14 protein-coding genes and 1 other RNA gene are annotated in these 20,069 nt (G+C 74.5%); 2 read left to right on the plus strand and 13 right to left on the minus strand.

Annotation, left to right across the window (positions count from 1 at the left end):
- Nucleotides 1-72: 72 nt before the first annotated feature.
- The 6 genes from ACH4B3_RS26265 to ACH4B3_RS26290 form a co-directional block, all read right to left on the minus strand.
- Nucleotides 73-354: an HU family DNA-binding protein gene (locus ACH4B3_RS26265; RefSeq protein ID WP_398466706.1), complete on the minus strand. Its 282-nt coding sequence runs from the start codon at nt 352-354 to the stop codon at nt 73-75.
- A 327-nt stretch (nt 355-681) separates the two neighbouring features.
- On the minus strand, nt 682-2,103 hold the full coding sequence (locus ACH4B3_RS26270) for an NAD-dependent malic enzyme (RefSeq protein WP_398466708.1): 1,422 nt from the start codon (nt 2,101-2,103) through the stop codon (nt 682-684).
- A 690-nt stretch (nt 2,104-2,793) separates the two neighbouring features.
- Nucleotides 2,794-5,310 carry a HelD family protein gene (locus ACH4B3_RS26275; RefSeq protein WP_398466710.1) on the minus strand — a complete coding sequence of 839 codons (2,517 nt, stop codon included), beginning with the start codon at nt 5,308-5,310 and terminating at the stop codon, nt 2,794-2,796.
- A 752-nt stretch (nt 5,311-6,062) separates the two neighbouring features.
- Nucleotides 6,063-7,400: a uroporphyrinogen-III synthase gene (locus tag ACH4B3_RS26280; protein WP_398466711.1), complete on the minus strand. Its 1,338-nt coding sequence runs from the start codon at nt 7,398-7,400 to the stop codon at nt 6,063-6,065.
- A 240-nt stretch (nt 7,401-7,640) separates the two neighbouring features.
- Nucleotides 7,641-9,077, minus strand: coding sequence for a nitrate/nitrite transporter (locus tag ACH4B3_RS26285; RefSeq protein WP_398466713.1), 1,437 nt, complete (start codon nt 9,075-9,077; stop codon nt 7,641-7,643).
- 486 nt (nt 9,078-9,563) lie between these two features.
- The gene (locus ACH4B3_RS26290; RefSeq protein ID WP_398466715.1) at nt 9,564-10,526 is read right to left on the minus strand and encodes a LysR family transcriptional regulator; all 963 of its coding nucleotides are present in this window, start codon (nt 10,524-10,526) and stop codon (nt 9,564-9,566) included.
- Between the two features lie 99 nt (nt 10,527-10,625).
- Between ACH4B3_RS26290 and ACH4B3_RS26295 the strand changes: the two genes are divergently transcribed.
- Nucleotides 10,626-12,107: an MFS transporter gene (locus tag ACH4B3_RS26295; RefSeq protein WP_398466717.1), complete on the plus strand. Its 1,482-nt coding sequence runs from the start codon at nt 10,626-10,628 to the stop codon at nt 12,105-12,107.
- A 272-nt stretch (nt 12,108-12,379) separates the two neighbouring features.
- On the opposite strand, the gene dacB is transcribed toward ACH4B3_RS26295, so the two are convergent.
- The 7 genes from dacB to ftsE all read right to left on the minus strand — a co-directional run bounded on the left by dacB (nt 12,380) and on the right by ftsE (nt 19,270).
- On the minus strand, nt 12,380-13,984 hold the full coding sequence (dacB, locus tag ACH4B3_RS26300; protein ID WP_398466719.1) for a D-alanyl-D-alanine carboxypeptidase/D-alanyl-D-alanine-endopeptidase: 1,605 nt from the start codon (nt 13,982-13,984) through the stop codon (nt 12,380-12,382).
- Between the two features lie 99 nt (nt 13,985-14,083).
- Nucleotides 14,084-15,115 (minus strand): alpha/beta hydrolase family esterase, encoded by a 1,032-nt coding sequence (locus ACH4B3_RS26305; RefSeq protein WP_398466721.1) that lies wholly within the window; start codon nt 15,113-15,115, stop codon nt 14,084-14,086.
- A gap of 126 nt (nt 15,116-15,241) precedes the next feature.
- Nucleotides 15,242-15,611: a transfer-messenger RNA gene (ssrA, locus tag ACH4B3_RS26310) on the minus strand.
- Between the two features lie 160 nt (nt 15,612-15,771).
- Nucleotides 15,772-16,251, minus strand: a complete 480-nt coding sequence (gene smpB / locus ACH4B3_RS26315) for an SsrA-binding protein SmpB (protein ID WP_398466723.1) — start codon at nt 16,249-16,251, stop codon at nt 15,772-15,774.
- A gap of 18 nt (nt 16,252-16,269) precedes the next feature.
- Complete coding sequence (locus ACH4B3_RS26320) at nt 16,270-17,523, minus strand: S41 family peptidase (protein WP_398466725.1); 1,254 nt, start codon at nt 17,521-17,523, stop codon at nt 16,270-16,272.
- Nucleotides 17,524-17,659: 136 nt separating this feature from the next.
- Nucleotides 17,660-18,571 carry a permease-like cell division protein FtsX gene (gene ftsX, locus ACH4B3_RS26325; protein WP_398466727.1) on the minus strand — a complete coding sequence of 304 codons (912 nt, stop codon included), beginning with the start codon at nt 18,569-18,571 and terminating at the stop codon, nt 17,660-17,662.
- Nucleotides 18,572-18,580: 9 nt separating this feature from the next.
- Nucleotides 18,581-19,270, minus strand: a complete 690-nt coding sequence (gene ftsE, locus ACH4B3_RS26330) for a cell division ATP-binding protein FtsE (RefSeq protein ID WP_398466729.1) — start codon at nt 19,268-19,270, stop codon at nt 18,581-18,583.
- Between the two features lie 471 nt (nt 19,271-19,741).
- On the opposite strand from ftsE, the gene ACH4B3_RS26335 reads away from it, so the two are divergent.
- On the plus strand, nt 19,742-19,936 hold the full coding sequence (locus tag ACH4B3_RS26335) for a hypothetical protein (protein ID WP_398466731.1): 195 nt from the start codon (nt 19,742-19,744) through the stop codon (nt 19,934-19,936).
- The last annotated feature ends 133 nt before the right edge of the window (nt 19,937-20,069 follow it).

The following is a 20,069-nucleotide window of genomic DNA, read 5'->3' on the forward strand; positions in this document are numbered from 1 at the left end:
CCGTACGCGCGCCCCCGGACACGCCAAAGGGCGGCCACCCTCCCGTGGGTGACCGCCCTCGCGCTTCGGGTCTTACTTGCCCTTGGCGGCTTCCTTGAGCTTGGAGCCCGCGGAGACCTTCACGCTGTAGCCGGCCGGGATCTCGATCGGGTCGCCGGTCTGCGGGTTACGCGCGGTGCGAGCGGCACGGTGGGTGCGCTCGAAGGTCAGGAAGCCGGGGATGGTGACCTTCTCGTCGCCCTTGGCGACGATCTCGCCGGTCAGCTCGGCGAAGGCGGACAGGACGGCGTCGGCGTCCTTGCGGGTCACCTCGGCGCGGTCGGCCAGCGCGGCCACCAACTCACTGCGGTTCATGTTGTACTCCCGTGTTCTTCTTGCCAATGAGGCGTGAGATCGAAGCCGATGCTGCCAGGGCCCTCGGACAGTCCCCGGACCCGGGTCTGACCGTTTGATCTTTCCGCGCCCTGGGGGTCCCCCCTGGACGGAGTCCTCGGGGGGCATCCTGCCTCCACCTGTGGCGGGAAAGCCAATCCGGCGCCCTGCAAGATCACGCGAGAGCGCCGTGACGGCCGTTTTCCTGCCCGTCACCCTATGGCGAGGGCAGGAGCCCGATGCCCTGCGACGCGCCGTGCCCGCCCCGGCCGGGGCCCGGCGGGCGGGCGGCGCACGGCCGGCGCCCGGTCAGACCGGGTTGCTCGCGGTCACGGCCTTGGCGGCGTCCCGGACCGCCCCGGCGACCGCCCCGGCGACCTTGTCGTTGAAGACGCTCGGGATGATGTAGTTGGCGTTCAGCTCGTCGTCGTGCACCACGTCGGCGAGCGCGCCGGCCGCGGCGAGCATCATGCCGGTGTCCACGGTGCGCGACTGGGCGTCCAGCAGACCGCGGAAGACGCCCGGGAAGACCAGCACGTTGTTGATCTGGTTGGGGAAGTCCGAGCGGCCGGTGGCCACCACGGCGGCGGTCTGCCGGGCGACCGCCGGGTCCACCTCCGGGTCGGGGTTGGCGAGCGCGAAGACGATCGCGCCCTCGGCCATCGCGGCCACGTCCTCGCCGCTCAGCACGTTGGGCGCGGACACCCCGATGAACACGTCGGCCTCGCGGACCGCCTCCTTGAGGGTGCCGGTGACCCCCTCCGGGTTGGTGTTGTCGGCGATCCAGCGCAGCGCCGAGTCGGGGTCGGCGGAGACCAGGTCCTCGCGGCCCGCGTGCACCACGCCGTGGATGTCCGCGACCACCGCGTGCTTCACCCCGGCGGCGATCAGCAGCTTGAGGATGGCGGTGCCGGCCGCGCCCGCGCCCGACATGACCACCCGCACGTCGCCGATGTTCTTGCCGACCACGCGCAGCGCGTTGGTGAGGGCGGCCAGCACCACGATCGCGGTGCCGTGCTGGTCGTCGTGGAAGACCGGGATGTCCAGGGCCTCGCGGAGCCGGGCCTCGATCTCGAAGCAGCGGGGCGCGGAGATGTCCTCCAGGTTGATGCCGGCGAAGCCCGGCGCGATGGCCTTGACGATCTCGACGATGGCGTCGGGGTCCTGGGTGTCCAGGCACAGCGGCCAGGCGTCGATGCCGGCGAACCGCTTGAACAGGGCGGCCTTGCCCTCCATCACCGGCAGCGCGGCCTTGGGGCCGATGTTGCCCAGGCCCAGCACCGCGGAGCCGTCGGTGACCACCGCGACGCTGTTCCGCTTGATGGTGAGGCGGCGGGCGTCCTCGGGGTTGTCGGCGATGGCCTGGCAGACGCGGGCGACACCGGGGGTGTAGACCATGGACAGGTCGTCACGGTTGCGGATCGGGTGCTTGGACGCCATCTCGATCTTGCCGCCGAGGTGCATCAGGAAGGTACGGTCCGAGACCTTGCCCAGCGAGACGCCCTCGATGCCCCGGAGCTTCTCGACGATCTCGTCGGCGTGCGCGGTGGAGGTCGCGGCGATGGTGACGTCGATGCGGAGCTTCTCGTGGCCCGATGCCGTCACGTCGAGGCCGGTGACCGAGCCGCCGGAGGACTCCACGGCCGTGGTGAGCTGCGAGACCGCGGTCCCGCTCGCGGGCACCTCCAACCGAATCGTCATCGAGTAGGAGACGCTGGGCGCCGTTGCCATGGCCGACTTCCTCTGCTTTCCCTGGTGTCGCATTGTCGCTGTGTTGTCGCGTTCGCCGCAGTCGTGGCAGCCGCGGCGAGCCGGGGCATACCCGGGGGGCCGCGCCCTCAGATCGTCGCACCTACCTGCCGGTACGAGGTAACCCGGGGCAACTTTCGGAAATGTTATTCCACGATGCGATAGTTGGGTAGGGGCTGGCGCGGTCCGTTTTCCAGTCCGGACGCAGCCCCGTGCACCGCCGGCGGGGGCGGGGTCCGGCGGAGTCCCACCGGGCCACCGGTCCGCCCGCCTGGCGCTGCGCCACGGGCGGCCCGCCCGCCGCCGGGGGACGGCCCCGGCTCCGGCCTACACCCGCGAACAGAGGCTCCGGCCTCCCCCCGCAGAGACAAGCTCCGGCGTCCATCCGCAAACAGAACAGGTCCGCACCAGCGGAACTGGTGCGGACCTGTTCGTCATGCTCACTGCGCTTGAGTGACACCGACCCGCCATGCTCGCCTCGCGGCAAGTGGTCGCTCGTAGCGACGAAGGTTGGGCCCGGGGGCTTGGATCGGGCCGGTGCCACACCCAGGCTAACAAAGGATCGCCGGAAGCGATTCCCGTCGCACCGGTCCGATCGGACCGATCCCGTCACCCGGCCCACAGCCGTGGTCCCCGGTGCCGCCCGGCGCTGCCGGGCGGCACCGGCCGCGCTCAGTCCCGCAGCAGGTCCGGGACGCCGGCCCGGTCCGGCTCGTCCCGCTCGCCGGAGACCACGGTCAGCTGCCGGGTCGCGCGGGTCAGCGCCACGTAGAGCACCCGCAGACCGGCCGGCGACTCGTCGGCGATCTCCGCCGGGGACACCACCACCGTGGCGTCGTACTCCAGCCCCTTGGCCTCCAGACTGCCCAGCGGCACCACCCGGTCACCCAGCCCGGCCAGCCACTCCCGGGCCTGGGCCCGGCGGCCCATCGCGACCACCACGCCGACCGTGCCGTCCACCTCGGCCAGCAGCCGGGCCGCCTCGGCCCGCACGCAGGCGCCCAGCGCTTCCCGGCCCTCCCCGGCCGCCCCGCCGGCCACCGCGAACCGGGGCACCAGACCGGTCGACCGGACCGCCGCCGGCGACTTCGCCCCGGGCATCGCCAGCGCCAGCACCTTCGCGGCCAGCTCGGCGATCTCCGCCGGGTTGCGGTAGTTCACGGTGAGCGTGAAGCGCCGGCGGGGGCGGTTGCCCAGCGCCTCGCCGCGGGCCTCGGCCGCCTCGTCCGGGTCCGACCAGGAACTCTGCGCCGGATCCCCGACCACCGTCCACGTGGCGTGCCGGCCCCGGCGCCCCACCATGCGCCACTGCATCGGCGTCAGGTCCTGCGCCTCGTCGACGATCACGTGCGCGTAGTCGGTGCGGGCCTCGTCCCGCAGCCGGTCGTCCCGGCTCCGGCCACCCGCCAGCCGGTCGGCGTAGGTGGTCAGCTCCTCCAGACCGGTGAGCTGGTCCAGCGGGTCCACCTCACGGCGGCGCGGCCGGGCGGGGGCGCCCAGCACGGTGTGCAGCTCGTCCAGCAGCGCCACGTCGTGCACCGACAGCGGACCCCGGCCGTCCGGCCCCAGCCGCTTCAGCGACCGGGCCAGCAGCCGGGTCTCCCGCGGTGTGAGCACCCGGCGGGCCCAGCGCCCGAGCCGCTTCTCGTCGGCCATCGCGGCGAGCACCGCACGCGGCGTCAGCTCCGGCCACCAGGCGGCGAGGAACCCGGTGAAATCGGACTCGGAGGCGATGTCCTCGTCGAACGCCTGCCGCGCCTCCGCGGCCATCTCCGGGTCGGTGTACCGCTGCCCGGCGCCGGACCGGTTCCACAGCGCGTCCAGCAGCAGCCGGCGGGCCCGCGGGCGCAGCAGGTTGACCGGCGCGGTGCCGCCCAGCGCGGTCTGCCGGATGCCCCGGAGCTCCTCCGCGCCCAGCTCCACCCGGCGGCCGAAGGCCACCACCCGCAGCCGGTCCGGGGTGCCCGGCGCGGCCTCCGACGGCGGCGCGGCGGGAGCCCCGCCGGCCGCGCCCGCGTCGTCGAACGACAGCTGGCCGGACCGGCCCTCCGCGCCCCGCGCGGACCGCCCGCCGGACGCGGCACCGTCCCGCCCCCGGCCGCCCGCGGCCGGCGGGGCCGGGCGCTCCAGCGCGCCGCGCGCCGCCCGGCGCAGCACCTTGGTCATCCGGGCCGAGCCCTTCACCCGGGCCACGGCCGGCTCGTCGTAGGCGGTGGCCTCCGCCCCGTCCACCAGGGAGCCGACCGCGCGGATCGCGACCTGGCCCTCCTCGCCCAGCGACGGCAGCACCCCCTCGGTGTAGGCGACCAGCAGCGGCGTGGGGCTGACGATCAGGATGCCGCCCGCGTACCGCCGCCGGTCCTGGTAGAGCAGGTAGGCCGCGCGGTGCAGCGCGACGGCGGTCTTGCCGGTGCCCGGGCCCCCCTCGACCTCGGTGACGGAGGCGGCGGGCGCCCGGATCACCATGTCCTGCTCCGCCTGGATGGAGGCGACGATGTCCCGCATGGTGTGGCTGCGGGCCTGGCCGAGCGCGGCCATCAGGGCGCCGTCACCGACCACCGGCAGCGCCGCACCGTCCAGGGTGGCGGTGAGTTCCGGACGCAGCAGGTCGTCCTCGACGCCGAGCACCCGGCGGCCCTTGCTGCGGATGACGCGGCGCCGGACGACCCGGCCGGGGGCCACCGGGGTGGAGCGGTAGAAGGGTGCGGCGGCGGGCGCGCGCCAGTCGATGACCAGCGGGGCGTAGTCGGCGTCGAGCACCCCGAGCCGGCCGATGTGCAGCGTCTCGGCGATCTCCGCGCGGGGGGTGCCGTCGTCGGCGGGGCGCACCGCGTCGTCGGCGGGTTCCACGGAGGTGTACGCGCCGTCCGGCCCGCGCTCCCCGTCCTTGCCGAGCAGCAGGTCGATCCGGCCGAAGAGGAAGTCCTCGAACTCGTTGTTGAGCCGGTTGAGGTGTACTCCGGCGCGGAACACCTGGGCGTCGCGCTCGGCGAGCGCCCCCGGGGTCCCGACCTGGCCGCGCTTGGCGGCGTCGTCCATCAGGAACTCGGCCTCGTGGATCTTCTCCTCGAGGCGCCGGTACACCCGGTCCAGATGCGACTGCTCGATCCGGATCTCCCGGTCACGGATTCCGTCTCCGTCCCGGGTTTCCACCGCTGGTGCGGTGTGCGTGGCGTTCTGCGCGGCCACCAGGCCCCCTTCTGCTGTGCGTGAGGCAGCCGTCAACCGTACGCGAACCGGGGCAAGTGCGCACCTGTCCGGACGGGGCGATTCCCGCTGCCCGTCGACGGCTGAGCAGCGGCGGAGGGCCGCGCCGGCCGTACCCGGAGGCCCACGGGGGCACGGCCCGGGCCGGCACGCCCGGGGCCGGCCCGCTCAGGGCCGGCACGCTCAGGGCCGGCACGCCCGGGAGAGCAGCGAGAGCGGGGCGACGGTCGGGGTGGGGCAGTCGGGTGGGGCGGTGACGTGAGCCGGGCGCACCGGTGGGGCGGCGGTCGGGTGGGGCGGACGCGGCCACGCGGGACGAGGGTGGGACGCGGGGGTGACGGCGGGCACGGACCGGTTGCCGGCGGACGACCGCGAGGCGGTGCGGCCGCGAGGCGGTGCGACGGGGGCCGGGGCCTGAGGGCTGCGGGGCCTGGGCCGGGAGTCGGGGACGGACGGAGTTGCGGGCCGGTGGCCGGAGCCGGGGGACGGAGCCGGGGGACGGAGCCGGGGGACGGGGGACGGGGGACGGGGCGGAGAGTCACGGCCGGGGACGGCGCCAGGGCTGGGGCCGGGGGCCGGGAGCCGGGGGCCAGGGGCCGGGCCGAGGGCCGGGAGCCCGGGCGGGGAGCCGCGGCCGAAAGAGGGGGCCGGAGCCCGGAGCCCGAGTGCCGGGCCGGGGCCTCGGGTTCGGCATCCGGGGCCGGGGCCGGAGTCCGGGGCACCGGCCCCGCGCGCTACCCGGGCCCGTCGCCGTACTTGCTCTCCGCCGGGGTGTCCAGGGCCAGCCGGTAGCCGCGCTTGACGACGGTCTGGATGAGCCGGGGCGCGCCCAGCGCGCTGCGCAGCCGGGCCATCGCGGTCTCCACCGCGTGCTCGTCACGCCCCGAACCGGGCAGCGCGCGCAGCAGCTCGGCGCGGGGAACCACCCAGCCCGGACGGCGGGCGAGGGCGCGCAGCAGGGCCATCCCGGCCGGCGCGACCGGCCGCAGCTCGCCGTCGACCAGCACCGCGTGGCCGCGGATCTCGATCCGCCGGCCGGCCACCGGCAACGGCACCGTGCGGCCGGGAAGTTCGGTGGCGAGCAGCTGGACCAGCGGGCCGAGCCGGAAGCGCTCGGGGCGGCTGGCGGGCACGTCGTGGGCCTGCAGCGGCAGGGCGGTGACCGGCCCGACGCAGGCCGGCAGCACGTCGTGGCGCAGCGCGGCGAGCACCGCGTCGAGGATGCCGCGCGCCTCGGCCCGCTCCAGCAGGCCGGCGGCGGCCGGCGCGCTGGTGAAGGTGACGGCGTCCAAGGCGCGGTGGACGATGGCGTCCAGCAACCGGTCGACCGGCGCGAGGTCCACCGGGGGCAGCCAGCGGTAGACCGGGACCCCGACCACCTCGGCGCCCCCGGCCCGCAGCGACTCCACGAACCCGGGCAGCGGTTCGCCGTGCAGCTGGACGGCGATCCGCCGGCCCCGCACCCGCTCCGCCAGCAGCCGGTCCAGCACCTCGGCCATCGATTCGGACGCCGGTGACCACTCCTCGGTGAGCCCGGCCGCCCGGATCGCGCCGCGCACCTTGGGCCCGCGGGCCAGCAGCCGCACCCCCCGCAGCCGGTCCAGCAGGGCGTCCCCCAGCCCCCAGCCCTCGGCCGCCTCGATCCAGCCGCGGAAGCCGATGGCGGTGGTGGCCACCACCACGTCGGGGGCGTCCGCGATGAGTTGCTCGGTGGCGGCCAGCAGTTCGGTGTCGTCGGGGAGCGGGACGATCCGCAGGGCCGGGGCGTGCAGCACCTCGGCGCCGCGCCGGCGCAGCAGGGCGATCAGTTCGTCCGCGCGGCGGGCGGCGGTGACCCCGACGGTGAACCCGGCGAGCGGGCCGGGTCCGGTCCCGGCCCGCTCGGCGGCGCCCTGGGCGGGCGTGGTGCCGCGCGGTCGCCGCCCCGTGGGGGCGGGCGGCGCGCCGGGCGGCACCGGCGTGCGCGGACCGGCGGGCCGGTCCTCCCCCCGTACGCCACGCCGGGTCTCGCGGTGCTCGTCAGGCTGTCCGTCGGCTCGTTCCCCGTGCTGTCCTTCGTGCTGTCCGTGCATGGTTCTCGTCCCGATCCGCTGTCGTGTGCGCGCCTTGGCGGTCCGCGCGCCCTTGCGGGTGTCCGCATCCTGCCGACGGTCCGTGTCGGACGCGGTTCGGCCGGATTTCCCCGGTGTTACGGAGGCGTCCTCTTCTGTTACGAACGGATGATCACGGCCGGGCCGGCGGACGCACGGCGGACGCACGGCCCGGGGAGACTGCCCGGGCCGTGCGTCCTCCCCTTCGTCCGGCGGACCGGCTCACACGTCCGCGTAGGCGGGCTGCCGCCGATCGGCGCCGCCGTCGTCCCCCGTCCCGCCCGCGCCGTCCGTCCCCGCCCGGTCCGGGCCGGCCGCCGGCGCCGCGGCCCGGGCCGCCGGGGTCCCGCGCAGGTAGACGGCCCAGGTGACCGTCAGGCAGACCGCGTAGGCGACGAGGAAGGAGACGAAGGCCGGGGTGCCGCTGTGCGCGGTGCGGAAGGACTCCCGGAAGGCGAGGTTGATGCCGAGCCCGCCGAGCGCGCCGACCGCCCCGATCAGCCCCATCGCCGCGCCGGAGAGCCGCCGTCCGTAGGCCGCGGCCGCCTCGCCGGTCATCCCCCGCGCCACCGCCTTGGCCTGGAAGATGCCGGGGATCATCTTGAAGGCGGAGCCGTTGCCCAGCCCGGTGAGGACGAACAGGGCGATGAAGCCGACCAGGAAGAGCGGCAGGGACTTCTCGGCCGAGGCGAAGACCACCACCACGGTCGCCGCCGCCATCGCGACGAAGTTCCACAGGGTGATCCGGGCGCCGCCGTGCCGGTCGGCGAGGCGGCCGCCGACGGGCCGGATGAGCGAGCCCAGCAGCGGTCCGATGAAGGTGAGCGAGGCCGCCTGCAACGGGGTGCGGTCGAACTGGTTCTGCAGCACCAGCCCGAACGCGAAGCTGTAGCCGATGAACGAGCCGAAGGTGCCGATGTACAGCAGCGCCATGATCCAGGTGTGCGGGTCCCGGGCGGCCTCCCGCACCGCCCCGGTGTCGTTCCGGACCGGCGCGAGGTTGTCCATGAACAGCGCCGCCAGCACCGCGGCGAGCACGATCAGCGGGATGTACGCGGCGAGGACGAGCCGCGGGTGGGCCGCCCCGGCGGTACCGATCACCAGCAGGCCGACCAGCTGGATCACCGGCACCCCGATGTTGCCGCCGCCCGCGTTGAGCCCGAGCGCCCAGCCCTTCTTCCGCAGCGGATAGAAGGAGTTGATGTTCGTCATGGAGGAGGCGAAGTTCCCGCCGCCGACCCCGGTGAGCGCCGCGACCAGCAGGAACGTGCCGTAGGAGGTGCCCGGCTCCATCACCAGTGCCGCCGCCGTGGTGGGCACCAGCAGCAGGGCCGCGCTGACGATCGTCCAGTTCCGGCCGCCGAACCGCGCCACCGCGAAGGTGTAGGGCACCCGCAGTACCGCGCCGACCAGGGTGGGCATCGCGACCAGGAAGAACTTGCCGGCCGGGTCCACGCCGTACTCCGGCCCCATGAACAGCACCATCACCGACCACAGGCTCCAGATCGAGAACCCGATGTGTTCGGACAGCACGGAGAAGACCAGGTTCCGGGTGGCGATCCGCTCCCCCTGCTCCTTCCAGAACGTCTCGTCCTCCGGGTCCCACCGCTCGATCCAGCGGCCCCTGGTGCGTACGGCGGTGGTGGTCGGGGCTGTCATCACGCCTCCACGTGGCTTCTGCGAAGTGCTTTCGCGCGGTGTCGCTGCCCGACGTTAGGGAGGGCGCGTTACCGCGCGATGGCGCGAGATGACGCAGACGAAACCTTGCTCTCACCGGGCACCGGAGGCCGCGGTGAGCGGCCCGGAGGCCGGCGGTGAAGCGGCCCCGGGGGCCCGCCCGGCCGGCACCGCACCGCGCGCCGCGGCGCCGGGGAGGTGCGCCGCCGGCGCGAGGCACCGCGGGCACCCGGCGCGTCCAGTGGGCGGGGCGGCGGGTCGAAGACGGCGCACCGGCGGGTCGGAAGGGGCGCGCCGGCGGCGACGGGTCGGCCAGGGCGGGACAGCGGGGCAGTGGGGTCCCGGGTCAGCGGGACCCCGGACCCAGGGGCCCGGACCCAGGACCCGGACCCAGGACCCGGACACCGGGACACGGATCGGCGGGTCAGCGGGTCAGCGGGCCGAGGAAGGCGGGTCGGCGGAGACGGGTCAGCCGAGGTGGGTCAGCCGCGCGTCCGGGTCGGGGAGCCAGGAGTCGGCGGGGCGGCTGAGCCAGCGGTGGCGGGCGGCCAGGTCGCCGACCGTGCGGTGGAGCGCGTCCAGGCCCGGGTGGCGCAGCCCGCGCCGCCAGACCATGGAGATGGGCGAGAGCGGCACCGGGTCCACGATGGGTCTGAGCGTCATGCCCGGCAGCTCGATGAACTCCACGCTCGCCAGCACCGACCACCGCCGCTTCAGCACGACCCGGATGAACTCCTCCTCGCCGTCGATCTCCGGGAACGGCTCGGCGATGTGGATGCCGCGCCCCGCGAAGAGGCGCTCGGCCAGGTCGGTCCACTCGACGGTGGCCGCGTTCCCGGCCGCCGCGTAGAGGGTCTCGCCGGCCAGGGCGGCCAGCGGGATCTCCGGGCGGGCGGCCAGCGGGTGGTCGTCCGGCAGGAGCACGGTCATCGGCTCGTAGCGGACCGGGCGGTGGTCCAGCCGGGCCAGGGCGGCCGGGGTCAGGCCCGCGACCCGGCCGAAGGACACGTCCAGCCGGCCGCCCAGGATCTCCGCCGCGGCGCCGGTCAGGCCGCTGTGGAAGCGGGCGACCAGTTCCAGGTCGGGCACGTCGGCCCGGGTGCGGGTCAGCACCTGGTAGGCGGTGCCGACCTTGGCGCCCACATCGACCAGCAGCGGGCGCTCGGTACGGGCGAAGGCCGCGGTCAGCTGGTCGTGGGCGGACAGCACCCGGCGGGCGTGCGGCAGCAGCCGCTCCCCGGCCGGGGTGAGGGTCACCTGCCGGGTGGTGCGGACGAAGAGGTCGGCGCCCAAGTGCACCTCCAGTCGCCGGATGTCGCGGCTGAGGGCCTGCTGGGCGACGAAGAGCCGGGCGGCGGCGCGGGTGAAGTGCAGCTCGTCGGCTACGGCGGTGAAGGACCGCAGCAGTCGCGGCTCTATGTCCTGGGGCACCCGCCCATCCTTCCTCCTCCGGCATTCACAACGCCAGTGTGTGAATGGGCGTCAGGAAGGTGTTGGACCGGGGCGGGCCGGTACGGCGACCGTGGACGGGTGATCCTCTTCCTCGCCGCACGGCCCGTCGTCCGCCCCACCGCCCCCGCCACCGCCACCGCCGCGGTCCGGCGCGGCCGGGCCGGCACCACGCGCCCGGCCGGCGCCACCGGCCCGGCCGGCACCACGGGCCCGGCCGGCACCACGGGCCCGGCCGGCACCGGCCCGGCGGGGGTGCCGCGGGACGCGGGCGGGCCCGGAAAGGGCCCCCGGCGACGGCGGCGGTCGCTCCTCGGTCCGTACCGGCGGATCTTCGCCGCGCCCGGCTCCCGCGCCTTCACCCTGGCCGGGCTGGTCGCCCGGCTGCCCGGCTCCATGCTCGGGGTGAGCACCGTGCTGATGGTCGCGCTGACCCGCGACTCGTACGCGCTCGCCGGGGCGGTCTCGGCGACCGGGGTGGCGGTGTCCGCGGTCTGCTCGCCGCTGCTGGGGCGGCTGGTCGACCGGTACGGGCAGGCCCGGGTGGCGCTCCCCGCGGTCGCGGTCTTCGCGGCCGGGGCGGTCGCGATGCTGCTCTGCGTGCGGTACGGGGCCCCGGCCTGGGCGCTGTTCGGGTGCGCGGCGGGCTCCGCCGGAGTGCCCGGGGTGGGCGCCATGACCCGGGCCCGGTGGACCGAGCTGTACCGGGACGACGCCGCCGCGCGGCACACCGCCGGCTCCTTCGAGCAGGTCGTCGACGAGCTGTGCTTCATGGCCGGACCGGCGCTGGCGATGGTGCTGTGCACCACCGCCTTCCCCGAGGCGGGGCTGCTCACCGCGGCGACCCTGATGGTCGCCGGCACGGTGGCCTTCGCCGCCCAGCGGGCCACCGAACCGCCGCCGCACCCGCGCTCCGCGACCGCCGGGGCGGCGGCCCGGTCCCCGCTGCGGATCCCCGAGGTGCGGATGGTGCTGGTGACCTTCCTGGCCACCGGAGCGCTGTTCGGCTCCATGGAGGTCGCGACGGTCGCCGCGGTGGAGTCGTACGGCGGCGGCCCGGCGGGCGGCGTGGTGCCGGCGCTCCAGGCGGCCGGGTCGTGCCTGGCCGGCCTGGTCTTCGGGGTGCTCCCGGTGCGCGGCACGGCGACCGCGCGGTTCCTGGCGGGGGTCGCGGCGATGGCGGTGGCCGTGCCGCCGCTGCTGCTGGCGGACAGCCTGCCGGTACTGGCGGTGCTGCTGCTGGTGGCCGGGATGGCGACCGCCCCCACGATGATCGCCGGGATGGCGCTGGTCCAGCGGGCGCTGCCGCCGGGCCGGCTCAACGAGGGCATCACCACGGTCTACACCGGGCTGCTCGCCGGCATCTCGATCGGTGCGGCCACCGGCGGCTGGACGGTGGAGCACGCGGGCACCGGGGCCGGGTACGCCGCTCCGGCGGTCGCGGGCGGGCTGGCCCTGGTCGCGGCGGTGGCCGGTGCCCGGCCCGGCGGGCGGCGCGGGGCGGGCCTGATCGGCCCGGGCGCCGGACGAGCCCTGAACGGCCCGGGTGCCGGCCGGGCCTGATCGGCCCGGACGCCGGACGAGCCCGAACAGCCCGGACGCCGGACGAGCCCTGAACGGCCCGGGTGCCGGACGTGCCCGAACGGCCCGGGCGCCGGACGAGCCCTGAACGGCCCGGACGCCGGCGGAGCCCGATCGGCCCGGCCGGGCCACGGGCTGCCCGCGGTCCGGCCGCCGCCCATCCGCCGTACGTCCGCCGGGCTCCCGCGGGCGGGCCACCGCGCATCCGCGGGGCGGCCGCCGGGCAGCCACAGCCGTCCCGCGGGGGCGGGGCGTCAGCAGCGCGCCGGTTTCCGCCAGGCGCATTCCAGGTCCCCGGGCGCTTCGGCACCCCGGCCGGCACGCGGCGGCCGCACCGTGGCGACGTCGGCTCCGGACCCGCCGGAGGAGGCCAGCGTGACCACGATGGCGTCCTCGACGCTCTTCACCGAGGCGGCGAGGTGGTTGTTGAGGACGATGGAGTAGACGAGTTCCCGGCCGTCCGCGTCGGTGACGTACCCCGACAGCGCGGACGCGCCGGTCAGCGACCCGGTCTTGGCGCGGGCGTTGCGGGCCGCCGGGGTGCCGCACATGCGGGAGCGCAGGGTGCCGCCGGTGAGCCGGTCCGGCCCGCAGGCGACGGGCAGCGACGCGTACCAGTCGGCGTACCAGGGTTCCTCCCGCACGGCGAGCAGCAGGGCGGTGAACTCCCGTGCCGGGATCGTGTTCAGCCGGGACAGGCCCGAGCCGTCGACCTGCCGCAGCGCGGCCGGGTCGACCCCGATGCGCTTGAGGTAGCCGCCGATGGCGGCGAGCCCGGCGCTCCAGGTGCCCCGGCCCGCCGTCCGGTGGCCGATGGCCTTGGTCAGCACCTCGGCGTGGTTGTTGTTGGACAGCTTCATGAACGGCACCAGCAGTTCCTTGAGCGGCATGGAGCGGTGCGTGGCGAGCGGCACGGCGTCGGCGGGGGTGGCCAGGCCCAGGCGCACCGCGCCGTCGACCCGGACGCCGTGGCCGGCGAGCGCGTCGGCGAAGACCGCGGCGGCGTAGCCGGTGGGCTCCCACACGCTCACCCACTGGGTGGCCGGCGCGGCGCCCAGCGGGAGGTTTCCGGTGACGGTGATGGTGTTGCCGCCGTGCCGGCGTTCGACGCCCAGGGTGTTCGGGCTGCCCTGGGCGACGGTGGTGGCCCGGTTCTCGATGCGGACGTGGTCGTTGGCCGGGGTGACGGTGACCCGGGGCCGGGTGCCCGCGCTCCCGCCCGGCGCCGTCCGCACGATGACGGTGCCCGCGTCGTAGTCGGTGTCCGGGGCGACGGTGAGCGGGGAGATCTGCGCCGCGTAGTACGCGGACTCGTCGTCGCCGGCCCAGGAGCGGCCGAGCCGCTGGGTGTCGAAGCGGGTGTCGTCGGCGATCAGCCGTCCGGTGACCCGCTTGACGCCCTTGGCCGCCAGGTCGGCGGCGAGCCGGTCGTAGTCCCGCGCGAGCATGGTCGGATCGCCGGTGCCGCGCAGATAGAGGTCGCCGGTGAGGACGGACCCGCGGAGGCGGCCGTCGGTCAGCACGTCGGTGCTGAAGCGGTGGTCGGGGCCGAGCAGTTCCATCGCCGCGGCCGAGGTGACGAGTTTGGTGTTGGAGGCGGGCATCAGACGGTCGGTGCCGCGGTGCTCGTAGCGGATGTCGCCGGTCGCGGCGTCGGCGACGACCACCCCGGCCGCGCCGCCGGCCAGCCGGGGGTCGTCCAGGATGGCGTCGATGGCCTGGGGTAATCCGTCCCGGGAGGACCGGGCGGAGTCGGCACCGGCGGGACCGCTCCAGGTGAGAGTGGCGGTCAGGCCGAGGACCAGGGGCCAGGTCCAGGCGCGGGTGGGGCGCGGCAGGGCACTCGGGCGTCTCCTCATGGCACGGCAGGATCCCGCAGAACGGTGCCGGGCGACAGGGCACCCGCCGGGGGCGGGCGGCGCCGGGCGGCCCCGCGGCCCGTCCGGCGCCACGGCGCGCTACCGGGTGTCCAACCCCCAGCCGGCGCCCATCCGGTGGGCCGCGCACCACTCCACGTCCAGCAGGTACGGGCCGGCGGTCCCGCACTGTCCGTCGCCGGTCCCCGGGTCGACCGGCTGGCCGTGGCCCATGCCGGTGATGGTGTACGTCTCCACGGCCGCGGCCCCGTTCGCGTCGCGGTAGACGCGGTGCGGCACGCCGCCGACGGTGTCCTCGGTGTCCGGGGTGCGGTCGGTGCCGTGCACGTCGGTCCACTGGGCCACCAGGTCGGCCATGTTGACCGGGCGGACGGTCTGGTCGGCGGTGCCGTGCACCACCGTCATCCGGGGCCAGGGGCCGCCGTGGCCGCGCGGGGCGGCGGCCCGCACCCGGTCGCCCCACTGGCTCGGGGTCTGGGTGGCCCCCACGTACATGCACACGTAGGGAGATCCGGCGGCCTGTGCGCAGCCGTACGGGAGCCCGGCGACGACGCCGCCGGCGGCGAACCGGTCCGGGTAGGCGGCGGTCAGCACCGCGGCCATGGCGCCGCCCGCCGACAGCCCGGAGACGTACACCCGCGCCCGGTCGCCGCCGGTGTCGGCCAGCTGCCGGTCCACCATCTGCCGGACGGACTCCGCCTCGCCCTGCCCGCGTGCGATGTCCGCGGGGAGGAACCAGTTGAAGCACCGGTTGCCGTTGTTGAGGGGGGTCTGACCCGGCAGGACCAGGGAGAATCCCCAGCGGTCCGCCAGCTCCAGCCATCCGCTCCGGGTCCCGTAGTCGGGCGCGTTCTGGGTACAGCCGTGCAGCGCGACCACGACGGGGCGTCCCGGGGGCAGTCCCTGGGGGACGTAGCGGTACATGGTCAGCGCGCCGGGATTGGTGCCGAACCCGCCGACCTGCTCGATGGTGCCGGCCGGGGCGGCCACCGGAGGGACCGCGAAGGCGGCGGGCACCGCCGGGGAGGCCACCGCCGCCAGGGCGGCCAGTACCGCGACGACCAGACGGAACACCGCCGATCTTGTCTTGCGCATGACATTCATGGGGGTCATGCCGACGGACCGTAGGCCCCTGCACCCGCCACCGCCATGGTGCGCGGCCCCACAACGCCGAGCGCCCCGCTGTACGACGAAGGCCCCGCCGTCGTCACGACAGCGGGGCCTCGCCTCACATGGGATGAGTGGAGATGGCGGGAATCGAACCCGCGTCCAACGGTGCGGAACCAGGACTTCTCCGAGCGCAGTCCGCTGTGCTTTTCTCAGCCCCGGAGATCACGCGGACAAGTCTCCGACGGGCTCAGCCACTGTTTGATTTCCCACTACGCCCCGTGACCGGGCTTAGTGGTTTAGTCCCCTAGCTGATGCCAGGATCCGGGTCGGGAACAGCCCCGGGCTGACACTTCGCAAGTCGCTACTTAGGCAGCGAGGGCGAAGGAATCGCGCTTGGTGTTGGCGATTATTGGTTTCGGCATATGGTTTACGAGATCATTGCCGCTTCCTCGGCTCGCTTCCCCTGCTTCGACAGCCGCTGTCGAAACCGATCATCCCCATGTTGTTTTTTCAAGGTGTTGCCCGCGCCCTCACCAAGGGGCGCAGGTGCCATCGTACGGGATCAACACGGACCCTTGCCAGCGTATTCCCGCCGCCCGGCGGGGTGCGCCGGGCAGCGGCCGCCGGAGCGCGCGGCGCCACCCGGAGTGTCCGGGACGCTACGCCCGCTGCCGGCGCCGGGCCGCCGAGATCGCCCGGTCCGCCTCCCGGCGGTCCTGCTTCTCGCGCAGCGTCTGCCGCTTGTCGTACTCCTTCTTGCCCTTGGCCAGCGCGATCTCGATCTTGGCCCGGCCGTCCTTGAAGTACAGGGCCAGCGGCACGATGGTGTGCCCGGTCTCCTGCGTCTTCATCTCCAGCTTGTCGATCTCCGCCCGGTGCAGCAGCAGCTTCCGCTTCCGGCGCGCGCTGTGGTTGGTCCACGTCCCCTGGGTGTACTCGGGGATGTGCACGTTGTGCAGCCATGCCTCGTGCCCGTCGATCTGCACGAAACCGTCGACCAGCGAGGCACGCCCCTGGCGGAGCGACTTCACCTCGGTGCCGGTCAGCACCATCCCGCACTCGTAGGTGTCCAGGATGTGATAGTCGTGCCGCGCCTTCTTGTGCTGCGCGACCAGTTTGCGACCCGTCTCTTTAGCCATAGCGCGGCCATTGTCGCACTAGGACCCCTCCCCGAGGCCACTCAATACCGTACGGGCGCGACTCTCGGCCGCCTCGCTCCCCCGGCCGCCGGTGTCCAGGTCGGGGGCGACCCCGGTGCCCTCCAGGGTCCGGCCGGAGGGAGTCCGGTAGTGCCCCACGGTCAGCTCGGCGACCGAACCGCCGGGCAGTTCCCGCGGCATCTGCACCGATCCCTTGCCGAAGGTCCGGGACCCGACCACCACCGCGCGGCCGCGGTCCTGGAGCGCACCGGCCAGCAGTTCGGCGGCGCTCATGGTGCCGCCGTCGACCAGCACCACCACCGGGGTGCCGGTGTCGCCGCCCGCCGCGGCGTCCAGCACCCGCTGCCGGCCCCGGTCGTCGTAGGTGGCGACCAGGCCGCCGTCCAGGAAGGCGGAGGCGGCACCGACCGCCTCGGTGACCAGCCCGCCGGAGTTCCCGCGCAGGTCCAGCAGGATGCCGTCGCCCTCCGGTGCCTCGCTGACCGCGCGCCGCACCTGCTCCCCGGCGCCCTCGGTGAACGCCCTCACCCTGACCCGGGTGGCGTTCGGCTCCTGGTCGGTCAGCCGGTCGACGGTGACCGGGTCGGTGCTCAGCCGGGTCCGGCGCACGGTCCGCTCCCACTGCCGCTCGCCCCGGCGCAGCCCGAGCACCACCTCGGTGCCGGCCGGGTCCGGCTGCCCGTCGCCGCGGAGCCGGGAGACGACCTCGGTGACCGGGCGGGCCGCGGTACCGGTGCCGTCCACGCTGCGCAGCCCGTCACCGGGCCGGACACCGGCCCGCTCGGCGGGGCTCCCCGGCTCGACCCGGTCCACCTCGATCCCGCCGTCGGGTCCGCGCCGGACGGCCACCCCGACCCCCACGTAGGTGCCGTCCAGCTGCTGCCGGAAGCCCTCGTACTCCTGGGCGCTGTAGACCGCGCCCCAGCGGTCCCCGCTGCGGCTCACCACCTCCCGGGCGGCGGCGGAGCCGGAGCCGCCGTCCTGTTCGGCGGCGGCCGCGGCCGCCTCCACCTCGGCCACGTCCGCGATGCTCGCGACCTGCTGGGACGGTATGCGGGCGGCCGCGGCCTCCTCGGCGGCCCGCGGGGCGTCGCCCCACGAGCCGGTGGCGGCCCCGGTGGCCAGGGCGCTCGCGAAGACCAGTGTCAGGGCCGCCCCGCGGCGGACGGTGGGCCTGGCGCGCCGGGGACCCGGTTGCGGGTGGTGGACTGCGGGCGGGCGCGGCGTAGCGGGCGAACACGGGCCTGACATGCCGGTGAGTCTAGGACACCGAAGGGCGCCGTACGGAGGGTTGACCGTACGGCGCCCGGGGGCGAAATTCACACCGGAGGGACTTGATTCGCACCCGAGGTGCCCGCTCGGCCCCGGGTGCTGACGGGGGGTCGGCTCACACCTTGAGGTACTTGCGGAGCGCGAAGAAGGCCGCGAGGGCGGGCATCATCAGCCCGATCAGCAGCACCCAGGGCAGCTTGGCGAAGACCGCGTCCCAGCCGATGAAGTGGATGACCTCTATGTGGTCGGTCAGCCAGCCCTCGACCAGGAACTGCTGCCCGCCGAGGAGCAGGACGCAGGCGAACACCGCGCCCAGCAGCCCGGAGATGGCTGCCTCCATGATGAACGGCATCTGGATGTAGAAGCTGGACGCGCCGACCAGCCGCATGATCCCGGTCTCCCGGCGCCGGCTGAACGCGGAGACCCGGACCGTGTTGACGATCAGCAGCAGGGCGACCACCAGCATCAGCGCCATCACCCCCAGCGCCGCGTACTGCATGCCGTTGAGCAGGTTGAACAGGCTCTCCAGGGTGTCCCGCTGGTCGGTGACCTCGTGGACGCCCGGACGCGCCGCGAAGGCGCTGGAGATCACCCGGTACTGCTCGGGGTCCTTCAGCTTGATGCGGAACGACTCCTGCATCTGGTCCGGGGTCAGCGAGCTGGCCAGCGGTGAGTCGGCGAACTCCTCCTTGTAGCGCTTGAACGCCTGTTCGCCCGTCTCGAACTCGATGCTCTCGACGATGTTCATCCGCTCCAGTTCGGCGCGGATCTCCTTCTTCTGCGCGTCGGTGACCGCGCCCTTCTCACAGTTCTCCGAGGTCTCCTTGTCGTTCTTGTTGCATAGGAAGATCGAGACGTTGATCTTGTCGTACCAGTACCCCTTCATGCTGCTGACCTGCTCGCGCATGAGCAGCGACCCGCCGAACAGGGCGAGCGAGAGGGCGACGGAGACGATCACCGCGAAGGTCATCGTGAGGTTTCGGCGGAGACCGACGCCGATCTCCGACAGGACGAACTGGGCGCGCATGGCGTCCTTTCAGTGCTGGTAGCCGTAGACGCCGCGCGACTGGTCGCGTACGAGACGGCCCTTTTCAAGTTCGATCACGCGCTTGCGCATCTGGTCCACGATCTGCTGGTCGTGGGTGGCCATGACCACGGTGGTCCCGGTCCGGTTGATCCGGTCCAGCAGCTTCATGATGCCGACCGAGGTCTGCGGGTCGAGGTTGCCGGTCGGCTCGTCCGCGATCAGCAGCAGCGGCCGGTTGACGAACGCCCGGGCGATGGCCACCCGCTGCTGCTCACCACCGGAGAGCTCACCGGGCATGCGGCTCTCCTTGCCGCCGAGCCCGACCAGTTCCAGCACCTCCGGCACGGTCTTGCGGATGGCGGCGCGCGGCTTGCCGATCACTTCCAGGGCGAAGGCCACGTTCTCCCCCACCGTCTTGTTCGGGAGGAGCCGGAAGTCCTGGAACACCGTCCCCAGCTGGCGGCGCATCTGCGGCACCTTCCAGTTGGAGAGCCGGGCCAGGTCCTTCCCCAGCACGTGGACGGCGCCGTGGGTGGCCCGCTCCTCGCGGAGGAGCAGGCGCAGGAAGGTGGACTTGCCGGACCCCGAGGAGCCCACCAGGAAGACGAACTCGCCTTTCTCGATCTCCAGCGAGACGTCCCTGAGTGCGGGGCGGTTCTGCTTGGGGTAGGACTTCGAGACGTTGTCGAATCGGATCACTTAGCGCACCACGGTCGACCTGTATAGGGGGCACGGGCTGCCGCTTGCGCGGCTCCCGTCGGTGTGCGTGACCATACGCGAACCGCGTGCGAGCGCGCAGTCGTCACTCCGGGTTGGTGCCGTTATTCACGGCGCAACGGGGCACATCGCGCTACATCGGGGACAAAACCGCCGGGAGAGCGCCGTGCACCCGTGCCACGGAGGGGCCCGGGGGCCCGTCTCCGGGGCCCCGGGCCCGAAATCCGGGGCCCCGGAGACGGGCCCAGCTCGGCACGGTCCGGGTACGGGCCGGGTACGGGCCGGGTACGGAATCGCTCGGGGCGCGCCGATCCGACCGGAAGCTGGCACAGTGGAAGGGAGTACGGCCCGAATCCAGGGCAACAGTCCCAGAGGGGAACGAACCCGGGCCTGAGGGCGTTGAGCCGTAGCGAAGCGGCGGCAGCGGCCCGGCCGCGCGGGAAAGGAGTGCGCATGACGTACGACAAGCTCGTCTGCGCCAACTGCGCGAGTCCGGTGAGCGAGGGCAGGTGTCCGGTCTGCCGGGCCAGCCGGGCGCGCATGCAGCAGGACGGGGTGTTCGGCGGGCTGACCCCGGCCGCCCTACTGTCCTTGCTGGTGGCACTGATCGCGGTGGCCCTGGTGGCGCACGAGGTCGCGGTGGCCTGAGACCCCCGGCCCGGCACGGACCGTCACCACCCCTGTCTCGCGGTGACGCCGGGTGACACCCGGTGACACCGGCGGCGCTCTGGCCGCCGGCGCAGCCGATCACACATCACGCGAATACCCCGAAAGGGCCCGG

It is taken from the genome of Streptomyces sp. NPDC018031, from assembly GCF_044327625.1.
Lineage (GTDB): Bacteria > Actinomycetota > Actinomycetes > Streptomycetales > Streptomycetaceae > Streptomyces.

Excerpts from the sequence above, each read along its gene's own strand:
- ACH4B3_RS26265 (WP_398466706.1), bottom strand. The coding sequence starts at position 354 with ATGAACCGCAGTGAGTTGGTGGCCGCGCTGGCCGACCGCGCCGAGGTG.
- ACH4B3_RS26270 (WP_398466708.1), bottom strand. The coding sequence starts at position 2,103 with ATGGCAACGGCGCCCAGCGTCTCCTACTCGATGACGATTCGGTTGGAG.
- ACH4B3_RS26280 (WP_398466711.1), bottom strand. The coding sequence starts at position 7,400 with ATGCACGGACAGCACGAAGGACAGCACGGGGAACGAGCCGACGGACAG.
- ACH4B3_RS26285 (WP_398466713.1), bottom strand. The coding sequence starts at position 9,077 with ATGACAGCCCCGACCACCACCGCCGTACGCACCAGGGGCCGCTGGATC.
- dacB (WP_398466719.1), bottom strand. The coding sequence starts at position 13,984 with ATGAGGAGACGCCCGAGTGCCCTGCCGCGCCCCACCCGCGCCTGGACC.
- ACH4B3_RS26305 (WP_398466721.1), bottom strand. The coding sequence starts at position 15,115 with ATGACCCCCATGAATGTCATGCGCAAGACAAGATCGGCGGTGTTCCGT.
- smpB (WP_398466723.1), bottom strand. The coding sequence starts at position 16,251 with ATGGCTAAAGAGACGGGTCGCAAACTGGTCGCGCAGCACAAGAAGGCG.
- ACH4B3_RS26320 (WP_398466725.1), bottom strand. The coding sequence starts at position 17,523 with ATGTCAGGCCCGTGTTCGCCCGCTACGCCGCGCCCGCCCGCAGTCCAC.
- ftsX (WP_398466727.1), bottom strand. The coding sequence starts at position 18,571 with ATGCGCGCCCAGTTCGTCCTGTCGGAGATCGGCGTCGGTCTCCGCCGA.
- ACH4B3_RS26335 (WP_398466731.1), top strand. The coding sequence starts at position 19,742 with ATGACGTACGACAAGCTCGTCTGCGCCAACTGCGCGAGTCCGGTGAGC.